The 16,733-nt window shown below is 63.1% G+C and carries 15 protein-coding genes; 7 read left to right on the plus strand and 8 right to left on the minus strand.

All coding sequences use genetic code 11. The features are described from left to right. Positions 1-11: 11 nt before the first annotated feature. Entirely contained in the window at positions 12-881 is an 870-nt protein-coding gene (locus AB8A27_RS16410; protein ID WP_441242811.1) for a fumarylacetoacetate hydrolase family protein, read from the plus strand. A 15-nt stretch (positions 882-896) separates the two neighbouring features. Next, on the plus strand, positions 897-2,522 hold the full coding sequence (locus AB8A27_RS16415; protein WP_441242812.1) for a thiamine pyrophosphate-dependent enzyme: 1,626 nt from the start codon (positions 897-899) through the stop codon (positions 2,520-2,522). 124 nt (positions 2,523-2,646) lie between these two features. On the opposite strand, the gene AB8A27_RS16420 is transcribed toward AB8A27_RS16415, so the two are convergent. The 7 genes from AB8A27_RS16420 to AB8A27_RS16450 all read right to left on the minus strand — a co-directional run bounded on the left by AB8A27_RS16420 (position 2,647) and on the right by AB8A27_RS16450 (position 9,446). Beyond that, a complete protein-coding gene (locus tag AB8A27_RS16420; RefSeq protein WP_441242813.1) occupies positions 2,647-3,864 on the minus strand; it encodes an ABC transporter substrate-binding protein in 1,218 nt (405 codons plus the stop codon). Between the two features lie 110 nt (positions 3,865-3,974). Then, positions 3,975-5,219, minus strand: a complete 1,245-nt coding sequence (locus AB8A27_RS16425) for an MFS transporter (RefSeq protein WP_441242814.1) — start codon at positions 5,217-5,219, stop codon at positions 3,975-3,977. A gap of 53 nt (positions 5,220-5,272) precedes the next feature. Continuing rightward, positions 5,273-5,923 (minus strand): DNA oxidative demethylase AlkB, encoded by a 651-nt coding sequence (alkB, locus tag AB8A27_RS16430; protein ID WP_441242815.1) that lies wholly within the window; start codon positions 5,921-5,923, stop codon positions 5,273-5,275. A 21-nt stretch (positions 5,924-5,944) separates the two neighbouring features. Next, positions 5,945-6,688: a 2OG-Fe(II) oxygenase gene (locus AB8A27_RS16435; protein ID WP_441242816.1), complete on the minus strand. Its 744-nt coding sequence runs from the start codon at positions 6,686-6,688 to the stop codon at positions 5,945-5,947. Between the two features lie 306 nt (positions 6,689-6,994). Continuing rightward, positions 6,995-7,684, minus strand: a complete 690-nt coding sequence (locus tag AB8A27_RS16440) for a DUF2848 domain-containing protein (protein WP_441242817.1) — start codon at positions 7,682-7,684, stop codon at positions 6,995-6,997. A 24-nt stretch (positions 7,685-7,708) separates the two neighbouring features. Further along, the gene (locus AB8A27_RS16445) at positions 7,709-9,073 is read right to left on the minus strand and encodes an amidase (protein WP_441242818.1); all 1,365 of its coding nucleotides are present in this window, start codon (positions 9,071-9,073) and stop codon (positions 7,709-7,711) included. Between the two features lie 40 nt (positions 9,074-9,113). Continuing rightward, positions 9,114-9,446, minus strand: a complete 333-nt coding sequence (locus AB8A27_RS16450; RefSeq protein ID WP_439092200.1) for an AtuA-related protein — start codon at positions 9,444-9,446, stop codon at positions 9,114-9,116. Between the two features lie 250 nt (positions 9,447-9,696). Between AB8A27_RS16450 and AB8A27_RS16455 the strand changes: the two genes are divergently transcribed. From AB8A27_RS16455 to AB8A27_RS16470, 4 genes are all read left to right on the plus strand, one after another. After that, positions 9,697-10,110: a Zn-ribbon domain-containing OB-fold protein gene (locus AB8A27_RS16455; RefSeq protein WP_441242819.1), complete on the plus strand. Its 414-nt coding sequence runs from the start codon at positions 9,697-9,699 to the stop codon at positions 10,108-10,110. Positions 10,111-10,114: 4 nt separating this feature from the next. Continuing rightward, positions 10,115-11,254, plus strand: coding sequence for a thiolase C-terminal domain-containing protein (locus tag AB8A27_RS16460; protein WP_441242820.1), 1,140 nt, complete (start codon positions 10,115-10,117; stop codon positions 11,252-11,254). Positions 11,255-11,428: 174 nt separating this feature from the next. Continuing rightward, entirely contained in the window at positions 11,429-12,352 is a 924-nt protein-coding gene (locus tag AB8A27_RS16465) for an SDR family oxidoreductase (RefSeq protein WP_441242821.1), read from the plus strand. A 333-nt stretch (positions 12,353-12,685) separates the two neighbouring features. Next, positions 12,686-13,987, plus strand: coding sequence for an MFS transporter (locus AB8A27_RS16470; protein WP_441242822.1), 1,302 nt, complete (start codon positions 12,686-12,688; stop codon positions 13,985-13,987). Positions 13,988-14,043: 56 nt separating this feature from the next. On the opposite strand, the gene AB8A27_RS16475 is transcribed toward AB8A27_RS16470, so the two are convergent. Then, positions 14,044-15,276, minus strand: coding sequence for a tetratricopeptide repeat protein (locus AB8A27_RS16475; protein WP_441242823.1), 1,233 nt, complete (start codon positions 15,274-15,276; stop codon positions 14,044-14,046). Positions 15,277-15,579: 303 nt separating this feature from the next. On the opposite strand from AB8A27_RS16475, the gene AB8A27_RS16480 reads away from it, so the two are divergent. Further along, on the plus strand, positions 15,580-16,701 hold the full coding sequence (locus AB8A27_RS16480) for an SMP-30/gluconolactonase/LRE family protein (protein ID WP_441242824.1): 1,122 nt from the start codon (positions 15,580-15,582) through the stop codon (positions 16,699-16,701). Positions 16,702-16,733 lie beyond the last annotated feature (32 nt).

Consider the following 16,733-nt stretch of genomic DNA (forward strand, 5'->3'; position numbering starts at 1 on the left):
GACCACGCGCGATGACCCACTGCCGCCTCGCCACCTTCACCGTCAACGGCACGCTGAAATACGGCGCCGTCACTGACGACGGGATCGTCGATCTGTCCGCGCGCTATGGCGGCGATTATCCGACTTTGCGTGAAGCGATCGCGCACGGGGCCTTGCACCGGCTCGCGGATGCCGCGGCCAATCAGCCTGCGGATTTTGCGATTGACAGCATCACCTGGCAGCCGCCGATCCCTGCCCCGGAAAAGATCATCTGTATCGGCGTCAACTATCCGGACCGCAATGCCGAATACAAGGACGGCCAGGACGCGCCGAAATATCCGTCGATGTTCATGCGCACGCCGCGCTCCTTCGTCGGACATGAAACGCCATTGGTGCGGCCGCGCGTCTCCCGGCAGCTCGACTATGAAGGCGAAGTGGTGCTGGTGATCGGCAAGGCCGGGCGACACATCGCCGAGGGCGATGCGCTGGGCCACATCGCCGCCCTGACGCTCTGCAACGAAGGCACCATCCGCGACTGGGTGCGCCACGCCAAGTTCAACGTCACGCAAGGCAAGAATTTCGAGTCCACCGGCAGCCTCGGACCGTGGATCGTGCCTTATCACGACGAGAGCCAGATCGCCGACATCCGCCTCACCACGCATGTCAACGGCGAGTTGCGGCAGGACGACCGCACCTCGCGGCTGATGTTCGGCTTCCGCTATCTCCTGAGCTATATCTCCACCTTCACGACGCTGGTGCCCGGCGATGTGATCGTGACGGGCACGCCGACCGGCGCCGGTGCGCGCTTCGATCCGCCCCGCTATCTTGCGCCCGGCGATGTGATCGAGATCAAGGCGGATGGCATCGGCACGCTGCGCAATGGTGTCGTCGACGAACACTAACGGATTGGAATACGCATGACTGTTCTCACCGGTGGCGAAGCCATCGTCAGCGGGCTCAAGGCGCACGGCGTCGACACGGTGTTCGGCCTGCCCGGCGCGCAGGTCTATGGCCTGTTCGACGCCTTTCATCAGGCGAAGCTGAACGTCATCGGCGCGCGGCACGAACAGGCCTGCGGCTATATGGCCTTCGGCTATGCGCGTGCGTCCGGCAAGCCCGGCGTGTTCAGCGTCGTCCCCGGCCCCGGCATTCTCAACGCCAGTGCGGCGATGCTGACGGCCTTCGGCTGCAACGAGCCGGTGATGTGCCTCACCGGTCAGGTGCCGACGGATTATCTCGGCAAGGGCCGCGGCCATCTGCATGAGATGCCCGACCAGCTCGCAACGCTCCGCAGTTTCGTCAAATGGGCGGAGCGCATCGACTATCCCGCGGACGCACCGACAAAAGTCGCGCGCGGATTTCAGGAGATGATGTCCGGCCGCCGCGGCCCTGTGGCGCTGGAAATGCCGTGGGACGTGTTCACGCAGCGCGCGGAAACCGCGGCAGCAACGACACTTGAACCGTTCGCAGCGCCCTCGCCTGATCTTGACCGGATCAAGGCCGCCGCCGCGCTGATCAAGGCTGCCAAGGCGCCGATGATCTTCGTCGGCGCAGGCGCGATGGATGCGGGCGATGCCATTCTCGAACTCGCCGAAATGATCGATGCGCCCGTGGTCGCATTCCGCTCGGGGCGCGGTATCGTCAGCAATGCGCATGAGCTCGGGCTGACCATGGCCGCCGCCTATAATCTGTGGCCGCAGACCGATCTGATGATCGGCATCGGCTCGCGCATGGAATTGCCGACCACCTTCCGCTGGCCGTTCCGGCCGGACGGCATCAAGTCCATCCGCATCGATATCGATCCGGTCGAGTTCAGGCGCCTCACCGTCGATGCGCCGATCGTTGCCGATGCGGCCGAGGGAACGCGTGCCCTCGTCGCCGCCGTGAGCAAGGCCGGATACACGAAGACCTCAGGCCGCCGCGAGACGATCCGCGCAGCCTCCGCGAAAGCGCGGGAAGATATCCAGGCGATCCAGCCGCAGATGGCCTATCTCGACATCCTGCGCGACGTGCTGCCGGACAACGCCATCGTCACCGACGAGCTGTCGCAGGTCGGTTTCACCTCGTGGTTCGGCTTTCCCGTCTACCAGCCGCGCACCTTCATCACCTCGGGCTATCAGGGCACGCTCGGCTCGGGCTTTCCCACCGCGCTCGGCGCCAAGGTCGCGCAGCCGGACCGGCCTGTCGTCGCCATCACCGGCGATGGCGGCTTCATGTTCGCGGTGCAGGAACTGGCGACGGCCGTGCAGTTCAAGATCGGCGTGGTGACGCTGGTGTTCAACAACAATGCCTATGGCAATGTCCGCCGCGATCAGCTCACCGTCTTCGACGGCCGCGTGGTGGCGGCGGATCTGGTCAATCCGGATTTCGTCAAGCTCGCGGAATCCTTCGGCGTCGGTGCGGTCAGGGTGACGTCACCGGCGGAGTTCAAGCCGGCGCTGGAGAAAGCGCTGGCGGACGGTGGGCCGTATCTGATCGCGGTGGATGTGCCGAGGGACTCGGAAGTCAGTCCGTGGGCGTTCATTCATCCGAAGAAGCCGTAGGACCTCCACTCTCTCGATCGTCATGGCCGGACTTGTTCCGGCCATCCACGTCTTGGTCTGAGCGAAGAAGACGTGGATGCCCGGGACGAGCCCGGGCATGACGGTGCGTGGTGAGAGTGTGTTCTTACTGCTTCACCGGCGGATCCAGCATTGTACATCCGCCATCCGCGATCGGCCGCATGATGTCTTCGGCCTTCACCTTGCCCTTGATGCTGAGCAGGTCCCACTCACCCTTGACCTCCGACGGCTTCTTCACTTCCGCCAGCAGCATGTCGTTCATCAGACGGCCGTCCTCGCGCACCCGCGCGCCCGGCGCGAAGAAGTCGTCCACCGGCATCGCCTTCATCTGACGCATCACCTTCAACCCGTCATTCTCGTTGGCGGCTTCGGCGGCGCGCAGATAGTGCTTCACGGCGCTATAGACGCCAGCCTGCGCATGGGTCGGCATCTTGCCGTGCTTGGCGAGGAAGCGCTTGCCGAATTCGCGGCTCTTGTCGTCATTGTCCCAGTAATAGCCCTCAAGATACTGCACGCCCTGCGTGGCTTCCGATCCAAGCGCCTTCACCGAGGTGAGATAGAAGATCAGGACGGCCAATTTTTGCTTGCCCTCCCCGATCTGGAATTCACGGGCCTGCTTGATGTTGGTGACGGTATCGCCCGAGGCATTGGCGAGCGCGATCACCTTGGCGCCGGAGGATTGAGCCTGCAGCAGGAAGGAGGAGAAATCCATCGTGCCGACCGGATGTTTCACCGCGCCGAGGACCTTGCCGCCGGCAGCTTCCACCACTTTCGAGACTTCCGCCTGCATGGCGATGCCGAAGGCGTAATCCGCCGTGATGAAATACCAGGTGTCGCCGCCCTGCTTGACCACGGCCTTGGCGATGCCCTGTGCCAGCGAATAGGTGTCGTACAGCCACATCGCAGCGGTCGGCGCGCATTGCTTGCCGAACACGTCAGCGGTGGCGGAGCCGACATGCACCAGCACCTTGCCGCGCTCGCGCGCCATGTTCTGCACGGCCAGCGAGATCGCCGAATTGCCGATGTCGAAGATCGCGTCGACGCCCTGCTGATCGTAGAGATCGCGCGCGAGGGACACGCCGATGTCGGTCTTGTTCTGATGATCGGGTCCCAGCAGCTTCACCGGCAGGCCGCGCACCTTGCCGCCGACATCGTCGATCGCAAGCTGCGCCGCGACCACGCTGCCGGTGCCGCCGGCATCGGAGAACACCGAACTCTTGTCGTTCAGCACGGCGATGGTGAGAGGTTTGGTGATGGGTTCGGCAAGCGCCGAACCGTTCAGGCAAGCAACAGCAATGGCAGCCAATATGCCCATTCGGGTCATTGTCGTTTCCTCGTTCTGGTTTTTATTGAGGAAAGCGTAATGGCGGCCGAATGCCTTGGCCAGCGAAATTTAATCGATCGATTAAATCGAATTCCGACGCGCGGAAAGCATCAAACGATTGGTATCGATGCGCTCCGCCGCTGCCACCGAACCGCAGCAAGCGCCAGTAGTCCTGCACCAGCGACAGCCCAGCATGCGACAGGCGCCCAGTGCAGCAGCGGCGCATAGTCAGGCAGCTTCTGCAATCCGCCCGCGACGGCGGCCATGCGTGCGAAGGTCGCGAGCGCGAGCGCCGAGAAGACGAGACCGATGACCTTGCCTTCCGCGCCGGTCTCGCCGATTGCCATGGCCGCCGATACCGCGCTCATCATCATGCAGCCCCATGCTGCGCCGGCGATGAACTGCGCTGCGATCAGCATGTTGAGATTCACGGCAAACTCCGCGCCGATCACCACACACGCGCCGAGCAATGCGGCTGCGCCAATGACGAGAATTCCGCCCTGACGCTTGACCACTGCGCTGGCCGGAAACATCGCGATGTTGAAACCGATCCAGAAGATCGGCATCAGCCATTCCAGATCGGCCGGCTTGGCGAAGCGCAGGAACATCGGCGCACTGTTGATGCTGAAATGCAATTGGAAACCAAGCGCGAGAATGACCATCGCAGCGATGAACAGCATGGGCATGCGGCCGAGCGCCTTGCCTGGTGCCGGCAAAGCCTTTGCCTCGCGGGCGCTGACCTGCACGAGGCCGCGCTCGACGCGGGACAGCGCCAGCGTCACGATCAGCAAAACCACGCCGGCAAGTACGAAAGGCAACCGCGCATCGACACCGCGCAATGTCACGCCGAGATATGGCGCGAGCGCGCCGGCAACGCCATAGCCGAGCATGGCCAATGCCGCGAGAAACGGCCGCGACGGACGCGCCGCATATTTGCCGAGCAGCGTCAGCGGCGGCGCGCGCAAGGCGGAGGATGTCGCCGACCAGATCACGATCAATGCGATCAGCGCGACTTGCGCCTTCGGTCCCTGCCCGGCAACGAAAGGCAGCGCCACGAAGGCTGCACAGGACACCGCGGTGAGGATGCCGACAATGAGGCCGAGCCGGCCGACCACGCGCGCAACCCTGTCGGCGACCAGACCCATTGCCGTATCGGTGACGGTGAAGATCGCCTGATCGAGCATCAGGATGAAGATGACGACGGTCGGTGCAATGCCGGCATCGGCGGCGAGCTTCGGCAGATAGATCACATAGGTGACCCAGCCGAGCGTGAAGACCAGTTGCAGGACGGCGAGATAGACGCCCGCAGCATTGCCGGCGGCGGCCTGTGTGCCGGTTCGTTCCTGCTCGCTCATGGTCCCCTCACCCCGCCCGACCATAGAATGGTCGCGGCAGTCAAGGAAAGCGTTCAACGGGTCTTGCGGAAGGTCAGGTTGATACGCTGGCCGCCCATGACCGGGTGCGTGCCGTCCGGCAGCGGCGCGACGCCGTGATAGGCCAGCCGCGACGGGCCGCCCCAGACCACGACATCGCCATGGGTCAGACGATAGCGCCTCGTGGGCGCGCTGCGGGTGAGACCGCCGAACAGGAATGTCGCCGGCAGGCCGAGCGAGACCGAGACGATGGGCGCGCGCAGATCCAGCTCGTCCTTGTCCTGGTGCAGCGAGAGCTTTGCGCCTGGCTTGTAGCGATTGATCAGGCAAGCATCCGGCGTGAAGTCGTCATAGCCGGCCTGAACGGCAGCGCGGGCAGCGAGATCGCGAAACGGCGCCGGCATTTCGGGCCATGGCTTGCCACTGTCGGGATCGACGGGATCGTAGCGATAGCCTGATGGATCCGAGACCCATCCGACACGGCCGCAATTGGTCATGGCGACCGACATGGTGTGACCGCCCGGCGTGACCAGATGGCGGAACGGCGCCGCCTTCACGATTAGGCGCAGCGCCGCGATCACATCCGGCTGTTCGGCGGCGAAGAAATTTCGCAGCAGAACGGCCCCCTCGGCGAGCTCTTCGCGCGCAGGCTGATCATCCCTGATATCTGCGAACAGGTCGGTCATCTCGGTTGTTCAGTCGTCCCGTCACTTCGCATCATGAAAGATCACCCCGAGCGTATGGCGCCTGCCCGACTTCACGCGGCTGACGCCATGGCGCAGATTGACGCGATAGCTGCCGCGCGTGCCTTGCACCGGCCGGTGATGCACGGCGAACACCACAGCATCGCCCTGCCGCAAGTCTACCACTTCGGCACGCGACTGCATGCGCGGCCGCTGCTCCGTCAACACGAATTCTCCGCCGGTGAAATCCTCCGAGGGCTCGGACAGCAGGATCGCGACCTGCAGCGGAAACACATGCTCGCCGTAGAGGTCCTGATGCAGGCAGTTGTAGTCACCGGCTTCATATTGCAGCAGCAACGGCGTCGGCCGGGTCTGTCCGGCATCGTGGCAGCGCTTGAGGAACGCGGCGTGATCGGCGGGAAAGCGGACGTCGATCCCCATCGTCTCGTTCCAGCGATTGGCGATCGCGCTTAGTGGTCGGTAGAGCGCGGGACGCAGGCCAGCGATCGGATCGGGCAGTGGATAATTGAAATACTTGTATTCACCGCGGCCGAAGCCGTGGCGGCCCATGACGATGCGGCTGCGGAAACGGCTGTCGTCGGGATAGAGCGATGCGAGGTGACGGCACTCATCGGCGGTGAGCAGCTTCTCGAATACCGCGCAGCCCTGGGCGTCGAGATCGGTAGAGATACGCTGCCAGTCGATGGCATCGACGCGCGCCTGCGCGAGGTCGCCGCGCTCGGCGCTCTTCTTCGCCAGTGAAACCATGTCATCGCCTCCGTCATCCGGCCGCGATCACGTTGTCATGGCCTGTTGGCCATTTTGGGGAGATGGATGGGTGAAGCCACCCGATTTCTGGATGCCTAACCTCTCCCCGCTCTTTGCGGGGAGAGGTCGCCGCGTCTTCGCGGCGGGTGAGGGGCATAGCAGCAGCGACGAGGGAAATTCCGAACCATCGGATCGAAGAATGAGAGACCCGCGAAACCGAGATCGTCGTTGGCAGTAGCGAAGGCCCCTCACCCCGCCCTCTCCCCGCAAGTGCGGGGCGAGGGAGCGATGGGCCGGCGCGTGACTTTACCCCACCACCGGCAATGTCTTCACATCATAGCCATGGCTGATCTTGCGCTTCAGCACCGGATCCTCGATCTCGTAGTCGAAGCGGTCGGCCGGGCGGATGCCGCCCTTGGCGGCGAAGGTGCCGCCGAACATAGCGGTGCCGTCAGGCAGCTTGTCGCTGTCAAAGCCCTTCTTGATCAGTTCGGCCACTGGCAGCATGCCGCTCAGCAGGCCCTCCTGATACAGCACCTTCTCGCCCTTGATGGTCGCCCAGGAGCGCAGAATGATCTGGTCCCAATGGGGAAGCAGTTCGGACAGTTCCCACACCACCGGCGCGATCGGCTTGTCGCACATCTGCTTCGACACGGTGATGTTGTAGGTCTCGACCTTGCGGTCGGTGTGGTCGGAGCCGACACCGACATAGGTCTTGCCGCCTGATGCGATCAGGCAGAACTCGACTTCGCCCGACGAATTCTCGTCGGTGCATTCGATCATGCCATCGGTGGTGAAGCGGCGCGCCGAGCAGCGATAGTAGATCGGCGTCGAGGCCGGCGGCGCGATGCCGAGCGCCTCGAGTTCCTTGATGTGATGATCGCGCGCGACGGGATCGCGGCCGGTCCAGCCGGCGATGACGCCCTGGGTGATCTTGAGCGTCAGCGGCGTCTTGGTGCCTTTTGCGTCCAGCGTGAACGCGATCTCGGTGGTCATGCGTGTATCCTTAGGTTTCAGAAATTAACCGCGAACGGTGGTTTCAATGCCCGCGGCGAGTTCGAAGATGCGACGGTCGGAACCGCCGGCGGCTGCCAGCATCAACCCGACAGGCGCTTCATCCTTGGCGTGGATCGGCAGCGAGATGGCGCAGCCGTCGATCATGTTGATCAGCGTGCAATTGCGCAGCGCCATCAGGTTCTGCTTCGAGAACACCTTGTCGTCGGCCATGTCGGCAATCGACGGCGGCGTGATCGCGCAGGTCGGCAGCACCAGCGCATCGTAAGGCGCGATGCGCTTCTCGGTGCGTGCGATCAGCGAACGACGCATCGGCAGCAGGTCGAGATAGTCGGCGGCGTTCTGGGTCTCGCCGCGCTGGATGCGCAGCGCGACTCTGGGATCATAGACGTCGCCCTTGCTGGCCAGCAGATAGCGATGCCAGGCATAGCTCTCCGCAGCGGTGAAGCCGCCCTTGGTGCTCATCGGCGCGATGTCGTTGAACTCAGGCACCTCGATGCGCTCGATGATCGCGCCCTTGTCGGCCAGCTTCTTCAGCGCGCGCTCGAAGGCCGATGCCACGACAGGATCGAGGTCGTCCATCGCCAGCGTGGTCGGCACCGCGAGGCGCATGCCCTTGATCGGGCGCGGCGTGAGTTCAAATTCCGGCTCGCCGGCAAGCACCGCATCCATCGCCGCGCAGCAGGCGACCGAGCGTGCGAGTGGACCGATGCTATCGAGCGTGAAGGACAGCGGCACCGCGCCGTCGAGCGGCACGCGGCGCTGGGTTGGCTTGTAGCCAACGATGCCGTTGAAGGCTGCGGGAATGCGGCAGGAACCGCCGGTGTCGGTGCCCAGTGCCGCATGCGCCATGCCGTCGAGGACGGAGACGCCGGCGCCCGAGGACGATCCGCCCGGCACATGGCCGACCTCGCGCTTCCACGCGCCCTTGGGTGTGCCGTAATGCGGATTGGTGCCAATACCTGAATAGGCGAATTCGACCATGTTGGTGCGGCCGATCACCACGAAGCCGGCGCGGCGCAGGCGTGCGACGGTCGGAGCATCGGCATCGGCCGGCGCGGAATCTTCCAGCGCGCGCGAACCGGCGCGGGTCACCTGGCCCTTGATGTCGAACAGGTCCTTGATCGAGACCGGAATGCCGGCATAGCGCGACGGCGCGGCATTGGCCTTGCGCAGCGCGTCCATGGCATCGGCGGCGGCGAGTGCCGCATCCTTGTCGACGTGAATGAAGGTCCGCTCGCCCTCGCCGTTCGGATCGGCGATTTTGGCCAGACAGGCTTCGACCAGTTTGCGGGAGGTGGTGCGGCCAGCAGCGAGATCGGCGGCCAGGCTGGCGAGGGTCGGGGCGGTCTGGTGGAAGTCGTTGCTCATGGTCGCGGCATCCTGTGTGTCTTGCCGGACCCGCAAGTGGTCACGGCGCCCGGTCGGTATCGCCGAAAGTATCGTCAATTTCCAGATCGAGCAGCGCGGAGCTGAGCGATTTGCCATGCGCATCGAGCGCGAGCGATCGCGTCACCCCGCCGCCAAGCGCCTGATCCATGACGAAATTCAAGGCCGCCAGATTGGGCAGTTCATAGCGGACCACCTCGCCCGCGACGATGCCCGCAAACAGGGCCTTCACGCGCGCGGCGGTCACCTGCGATACTATCAACGGATATAGCTTTGCGTCAAAGGCAATTACCGAGATGTTGGAAATGTTGCCTTTGTCACCTGTGCGGGAATGGGCGATCTCGCGCAGCTTCACGTCATGCTCCCTGAACCATCCATACCAACCTACCCTGCCTGGTTGCAGCGGGACAAGCCTCGCACGTTTCCCACCCCGAATTCCACGGCGCCCCGCAGTCAGCAGATACGGCCATGCAGCCCGCGCGCTGGACCGATGACGGTGGAATGTGGAATGTCCATCGCGAAGACAACGAGCGGGGTCCAATCCCCGCCCAAGACGTCGATTAAGACATCGATCAAGGCACCGACAAAGGGAGAGAAGACGAGACATGGCTGAACCAGCGCGCGCGCGGCCGAAACCGACACCGGAAACCCAGCATTACTGGGACGGCGCAAAAGCCGGCGAATTGCGCCTGCAGCGCTGCGACGATTGCAGCAATGTCTATTTTCCGCCGCGGCCATTCTGCCCCGGCTGCGCCTCGCGCAAGGTCTCGGTGTTCAAGGCCTCGGGCAAGGGTTTCCTCTACAGCTATGTCATCAATCACCGGCCTGCCGCGCCGGGCTTCACGCCGCCTTATGCGATTGCCGTGGTCGAACTCGAGGAAGGCCCGCGGCTGATGAGCAACATCATCGACTGTCCGCAGACGCCCGAGGCACTCGTGCTCGACATGAAGCTCGAAGTCGCGTTCGAGAAGGTCGACGAGACGCTCACCCTCCCCGTATTCCGTCCGGCGAAGGGCTGAGATCATGCGCAGAAACGCAGTCGCCGTTGTCGGCGCAGCCGAGACCACCGAGCTCGGCGTCATCCCGAACATGTCGCAGATCCAGCTTCACGCGGATGCGGCACTCAACGCCATCAAGGATGCCGGGCTGAAACTGTCCAACATCGACGGCATCGCCACTGCCGTGGAAACGCCGCAGCAGCTCGCGCATTATCTCGGCATCACGCCGACCTGGGTCGACGGAACCTCCGTTGGCGGCTGTTCCTTCATGCTGCATGTTCGCCATGCGGCCGCAGCGATCGAGGCGGGTCTGTGCAAGACCGTGCTGATCACGCATGCAGAATCCGGCAAGTCGATGATCGGCAAACTGCCGCGCTCGATTCCCGCGGACAGCCTGCAAGGCCAGTTCGAGGCGCCATACGGCGTCTACGGCCCGCCCAGCATGTTCCCGATCCCGGTGCTGCGCTACATGAAGACCCATGGCATCACCCACGAGCAGATCGCATCGGTGGCCGTGTTCCAGCGCGAATGGGCCGCGAAGAATCCACGCGCGATGATGAAGGCGCCGATCACGGTCGAGGATGTGCTGAACTCGAAGATGATCGCCTATCCGTTCCGCATCCTGCAATGCTGCCTCGTCACCGATGGCGGCGGCGCGCTGATCCTGACGTCGGCTGATCGCGCCAAGGATTTCCCGAACAAGCCGGTCTATATTCTGGGCACCGGCGAGAGCGTGGAGACACCGATGGTCAGCCAGATGGAAACGTTCAACTCGTCGCGCGCGTTTCGCGTGGCCGGACCGACTGCGTTCCAGGAAGCCGGTATCACGCATAAGGACGTCGATCACCTGATGATCTACGACGCCTTCGCGCATCTGCCGCTGTATGGTTTGGGCGACCTCGGCTTCATGCCGCATGAGGAAACCGGCAAGTTCATCGCCGACGGCAACACCCGCCCCGGCGGCAAGCTGCCGATGAACACCAATGGCGGCGGCCTCAGCTATATGCATTCCGGCATGTACGGCATGTATGCGCTACAGGAGAGCGTGCGACAAATGCGCGGCATCGCGCCGGCGCAGGTTCATGGCGCGAAGATCTCCGTGTGCCACGGCGTCGGCGGTATGTTCGCCGCGTCGGGCACGGTGATTTTCACGAACGAAAGATAACTGTCATTCCGGGGCGCGAGCGCCACTTGGCGGTCGCGAACCCGGAATCTCGACCTGGGAGTCTCCGACAGCGCCAAGCCATTTCGGGATTCCGGGTTCGCCCGCGGCTGACGCCGCGTTCGCCCCGGAATGACGAGCTCAAACAATACAACCACCACCAAGAGGAACCACCACATGGCATCTACCAAATCACTCGACGGCAAGGTCATTGTCGTCACCGGCGCGGGTCGCGGCATCGGCCGCGGCATTGCGATGCTCTGCGCCGCTGAAGGCGCCAAGGTTGTCGTCAACGATCCCGGCGTCGGCACCGACGGTTCGGGCGGCGACGGCGCGGCACCAGCCGAGCAGGTGGTCGAGGAAATCACCAAGGCCGGCGGCACCGCCGTTGCCAATTTCGAGTCGGTCGCCGAAGCGATCCCGGCCAGCAAGATCATCAAGCAGGCCGTGGACACCTACGGCAAGATCGACGGCGTGGTGAACAATGCCGGCATCCTGCGCGACGCGATCTTCCACAAGATGTCGATCGATGCCTTCGAGATGGTGATCAAGGTCCATCTGATGGGCTCGTTCTACACCTCGCATGCCGCCGCGCGTTACTTCCGCGAACAGAACTCCGGCTCGTTCGTGCACTTCACCTCGACCTCGGGCCTCATTGGCAATTTCGGCCAGGCCAATTATTCGGCCGCCAAGCTCGGCATCGTCGGCCTGTCGAAGTCGATCGCGCTCGACATGGGCCGCTTCGGCGTCAATTCGAACTGCGTGTCGCCTTTCGCCTGGAGCCGCATGATCGGCAGCATCCCGACCGAGACCGAAGCCGAGAAGGCCCGCGTCGAACGGATCCAGCGCATGGGTCCGGAAAAGATCGCACCGCTTGTCGCCTATCTGCTCTCGGACGCCGGCAAGGACGTCACCGGGCAGATCTTCGCCGCGCGCATGAACGAGATCTTCCTGATGGGCCAGTCGCGTCCGCTGCGCTCGGTCCATCGCGACGAAGGCTGGACCCCGCAGACCCTCGCCGAGCACGGCATGCCGGCGCTGAAGCCGTCCTTCTACAAGCTCGACCGTTCGGCTGACATCTTCAGCTGGGATCCGGTCTGACACTTCCACTCTCCGTCATGGCCGGGCTTGTCCCGGCCATCCACGGCTTTCTGTGCTTGCGGCCAAGACGTGGATGCCCGGGACAAGCCCGGGCATGACGTGGAGAGGTTCGCGCCCTCTTGCCGCCGACGCAGCGACCATCTTCACAACCCTGAATTTAAAACGAAACAATATTGCTCAAATAGCCATGCATATCGGTCTTATCTGACCTGATATCGCGCAAATTTCGTCATAAAGAATTCAAACGCCGGCCGGCTTCGGCTATGTCACCAGCAATCAACGGGTTTGACGTCGCGCATCTGCGGACGAAACCGCATTTGCTGGACGAACATCATGACAGATCACGCGGGCGCGATGCCCTCCGCGGCCATGCCGCATTCCAAGCCGCTGAATTCTCCCGCCCGCGTTCTGCTGGCGAGCCTGATCGGCACCACAATCGAGTTCTTCGACTTCTATGTTTACGCCACCGCCGCGGTGCTGGTGTTTCCGAAACTGTTCTTCCCGGCCGGCAATGACACCGCCGCGCTGCTGGCGTCCTTCGCCGTGTTCTCCATCGCGTTCTTTGCGCGTCCGTTCGGCGCTGTCGTGTTCGGCCATTTCGGCGATCGCATCGGCCGCAAGACCACACTGGTCGCGGCACTGCTGACCATGGGCATTTCGACCGTGCTGATCGGCCTGCTGCCGACGCATGCGCAGATCGGCCTCGCCGCACCGCTGCTGCTGGTGCTGTGCCGTTTCGGTCAGGGTTTCGGCCTCGGCGGTGAATGGGGTGGCGCGGTGCTGCTCGCCACCGAGAACGCGCCGGAAGGCAAGCGCAACTGGTACGCCATGTTCCCGCAGCTCGGCGCGCCGCTCGGCCTGTTCCTGTCGTCGGGCACGTTCTTCATCCTGCTGCATTTCGTCTCGCCGGAAACCTTCCTGAGCTGGGCGTGGCGCGTGCCGTTCCTCGCCTCCATCGTGCTGATCGCCATCGGATTGTGGGTGCGCCTGTCGATCACCGAGACACCGGAATTCCAGAAGGCCATCGACAAGGCCGAGCGCGTCGCCGTGCCCGGCATGGAACTGCTGCGCAAGCACAAGCGCAGCCTCGTGCTCGGCACGCTGGTCGGCCTGATGACCTTCGTATTCTTCTATGTCTGCACGGCCTATCTCTTGTCCTACAATGTCGGCGTCGTGAAGATGACGTTGCTCGATGCGCTCAAGGTGCAGATCGCCGGCGCCGTCGCTTTCGGCACCACCAATATCCTGGCCGGCCTGCTTGCCGACAAGATCGGCCGCCGCACGCTGCTGATCGCGAACTGCCTGATGGTGATCGTGTTCTCGTTCTTCCTGGCACCGCTGCTGTCTGGCGGCGTGGCGGGCATCTATGCCTTTGCGCTGATCGGTCTGGCGATCTTCGGCATCAATTACGGCCTGATCGGCGCCGCACTCGCGGCACCGTTCCCGACCGCGGTGCGCTATACCGGCTCGTCGATGACGTTCAATCTGGCGAGCATCTTCGGTGCCTCGCTGGCGCCCTATATCGCCACCTGGCTGCAGGCGAACTACGGTCTCGCTTACATCGGCTATTACGTGCTGGCCGCTGCGACGATCACGCTCATCGCGATCTTCGTTTCGGACAAGCACGAGGTTTGAGCGCGCCTGCATGACGAACTCGAAGGGGCAGCGCCGGCGCTGCCCCTTTTTGTTTGTCAGTTCGACGCCTGATGCCGCTTGAGTTCACTGCGCGCGGCATCACGCTCGAACTCGCCATCGCCCCGGCACACTTCGGCGGCCTGTTTCAGATAGGGTAGCGCCTCCTGCGGCTTGCGCTTCACCATCAGATACTGGCCGAGATAGAACGACACGCCGCAGTCGCGGAAATCGTCCTCCAGCCGCATGTCCTTTGTCGCGGCCAGCATCTCGTCGCGCGTCATCTGGCCGAGATAGACCGCCACCATCGGCCATGGCCAGCCCTTCCGATCGAGCGCGTCGGTATTGCGCTTCAGCTCGCCCATATCGTAGTCGCCGCTGCGCGCCCGCGCGATGTAGCGCAGCAGTTTGGCGAGATCATATTCGGGCGTCTTCGCCACCACGTCGCCGAAATCGGCAGCGGCTTCCGCGAAATGCCCGGTGATGAAATGGGCGTGGGCGCGCCGGTTGCGGATGGTCGGATCATTCGGCGTCAGCTTCAGCGCGGCGTCATAGTCCGGGATCGCGCTGGCAAAATCGCCCTTGCGCGAAAAGGCGATGCCGCGATCGACATAGGAATGCACGTCGTCCGGCTTGGCCGCGATGGCTGCGCCGAGATCCTCAATCGCGCCGTCATTGTCGCCGCGATCCAGCCGGAGTTCGGCGCGGCTGAGATGAAGAAATCTATCGCCGGGCTTGAGCTGCACCGCCGCGTTGAAGTCGGCCATGGCCTTGTCGAATTCCTTCTTCATGAAATAGGCGCCCCCGCGAAATGCCAGCGCCAGGAAATCTCCGGGTTCGAGGCGGATCGCTGCCGAGAAATCCGCGATGCCACCGTCGACATCGGACAAGTTTTTGCGCAGCAATCCGCGCCCGCGATAGTAGTGCGGCATGTCCGGCTTGAGACGAATGGCTTCGTCGTAATCTGCGCGCGCATGGGTGACGTCACCCTTGGATTCATAGGCACTCGCGCGCGTGGCATAGGCAAAGGCATAGAGTGGATCGAGCGCAATCGCCTTGCTGGAATCCGCGATCACGGCATCGAAATCATTCAGCCGGTCATGGACCAAAGCGCGCGCGCCATAGGCATAAGCGTAATCCGGCTTCAATGAGATGAAGGCTGTGAAATCGGCGCGCGCCGCCTCCATATGGCCGAGTTCGAAGTTCCCGATGGCACGAAGGCGAAGTGCTTCGGCGCGCTCGGCATCCGTTGCGCCGGGACGATCGATGATATCGCTACAGCCAGCGATCATCCGCTGATCCATCGGTGGGCGACATCCGTTATCTGCATGCGCTGACAATGACGTGATGAACAGCAATGCTGCAGAAGTGACTGCAACGCGCATGTGACAGTAAAACGACGGCATGGGAACCACATATCAGCATGAGAGATTTGGCCATTGGTCGTGCGGAACTAAACGTTCACTGCGATGCGGCGCGCCTTTATGCAATGCCATGACCGCGCGGCAGCATCGAATTGTGTAGCATCCACGCCGCAACGGTATTTAAATCCCGGGCAATAACTGGAGCAAACCAGACAAGCCGGGAGGACGACGATGCCAACTCAGCTCGAAACTCACGATGCTGTTCCATCCAACCTTGCGCAAACGAACACACTCAATCGCAGACATATTCTTGGCAGCGCTGCTGCACTGGCGGCGACCACGCTGATCGCGCCAGATGCACTCGCGCGCAACTTCGGTCGCGGCGCGGAACCGCAGCGCTATCCCGATCCCGATATCGTCGCCATCGATCCCAAGCGTTTCCAGGCGAAAGTCGGCAACACCGTCATCAAGCGGCTCTATACCGGCTGCCTGTGGGCGGAGGGACCGGCGTGGAATGCGCAGGGTCAGTATCTGATCTGGAGCGATATCCCGGCCAATCGCCAGTTGCGCTATCTCGACGATGACGGCCACATCTCCGAGCGCTTCCGCTATCCATCCGAGGAGAGCAACGGGAATTCGTTCGACACCGAGGGCCGCCAGCTCAGCGCGCAGCGCACGCGCCTCGTCCGCTTCGAGCATAATGGCAACGTGACGACGCTCGCCGAACAGGCAAACGGCAAACCGCTGAACGGACCGAACGACATGGTGGTCAATCCGATCGACAAGGCGATCTGGTTCACCGATCCCGGCTACGGCGCGATCAATCTCTATGAAGGGCAACGCGCGGCGCCGGGCGTCACGCAGCCGCACCAGAAGGAAGCGGTGTATCGCATCGATCCCACGAACGGCCAGATCGCCAAGGTCGCCGACGATCCCTTCAAGCCGAATGGTTTGGCGTTCAGCCCGGACTACAAGAAGCTCTATGTCTGCGACACCGGCATCACGCATTATCCCAATGCCAAGAATGTCGTGTGGCAGTATGACGTCGACGGCGGCAAGCTCTCGAATGGCAAGCCGCTGATCGACATGACGCTGGACGGCAAGTCCGGATTCCCCGACGGACTACGCGTCGATACCGAAGGCAATATCTGGGTGGGCGCCGGCTGGGTCGGTGAAGGCTATGACGGCGTGCAGATCTTCGCGCCTGACGGTGCGCGCATCGGCCAGATCAAGCTGCCGGAAACCTGCGCCAATGTCTGCTTCGGCGGCAAGAAGCGCAACCGGCTGTTCATGACCGCGAGCCAGTCACTCTATGCGGTCTATGTGGAAACGCAGGGCGCGCATTTTTGTTGAGGGGGCTCTCGTAGCCGCACACAGACCTATCA

Source organism: Tardiphaga sp. 768_D3_N2_1 (assembly GCF_052076105.1).
Classification (GTDB): domain Bacteria; phylum Pseudomonadota; class Alphaproteobacteria; order Rhizobiales; family Xanthobacteraceae; genus Tardiphaga.

What these genes read in the sequence shown, in the direction of transcription:
- AB8A27_RS16425 (WP_441242814.1), bottom strand. Translation starts at nt 5,219, where the DNA reads ATGAGCGAGCAGGAACGAACCGGCACACAGGCCGCCGCCGGCAATGCT.
- AB8A27_RS16410 (WP_441242811.1), top strand. Translation starts at nt 12, where the DNA reads ATGACCCACTGCCGCCTCGCCACCTTCACCGTCAACGGCACGCTGAAA.
- AB8A27_RS16440 (WP_441242817.1), bottom strand. Translation starts at nt 7,684, where the DNA reads ATGACCACCGAGATCGCGTTCACGCTGGACGCAAAAGGCACCAAGACG.
- AB8A27_RS16460 (WP_441242820.1), top strand. Translation starts at nt 10,115, where the DNA reads ATGCGCAGAAACGCAGTCGCCGTTGTCGGCGCAGCCGAGACCACCGAG.
- AB8A27_RS16435 (WP_441242816.1), bottom strand. Translation starts at nt 6,688, where the DNA reads ATGGTTTCACTGGCGAAGAAGAGCGCCGAGCGCGGCGACCTCGCGCAG.
- AB8A27_RS16455 (WP_441242819.1), top strand. Translation starts at nt 9,697, where the DNA reads ATGGCTGAACCAGCGCGCGCGCGGCCGAAACCGACACCGGAAACCCAG.
- AB8A27_RS16415 (WP_441242812.1), top strand. Translation starts at nt 897, where the DNA reads ATGACTGTTCTCACCGGTGGCGAAGCCATCGTCAGCGGGCTCAAGGCG.
- AB8A27_RS16480 (WP_441242824.1), top strand. Translation starts at nt 15,580, where the DNA reads ATGCCAACTCAGCTCGAAACTCACGATGCTGTTCCATCCAACCTTGCG.
- AB8A27_RS16475 (WP_441242823.1), bottom strand. Translation starts at nt 15,276, where the DNA reads ATGATCGCTGGCTGTAGCGATATCATCGATCGTCCCGGCGCAACGGAT.
- alkB (WP_441242815.1), bottom strand. Translation starts at nt 5,923, where the DNA reads ATGACCGACCTGTTCGCAGATATCAGGGATGATCAGCCTGCGCGCGAA.
- AB8A27_RS16470 (WP_441242822.1), top strand. Translation starts at nt 12,686, where the DNA reads ATGACAGATCACGCGGGCGCGATGCCCTCCGCGGCCATGCCGCATTCC.
- AB8A27_RS16445 (WP_441242818.1), bottom strand. Translation starts at nt 9,073, where the DNA reads ATGAGCAACGACTTCCACCAGACCGCCCCGACCCTCGCCAGCCTGGCC.
- AB8A27_RS16420 (WP_441242813.1), bottom strand. Translation starts at nt 3,864, where the DNA reads ATGACCCGAATGGGCATATTGGCTGCCATTGCTGTTGCTTGCCTGAAC.
- AB8A27_RS16465 (WP_441242821.1), top strand. Translation starts at nt 11,429, where the DNA reads ATGGCATCTACCAAATCACTCGACGGCAAGGTCATTGTCGTCACCGGC.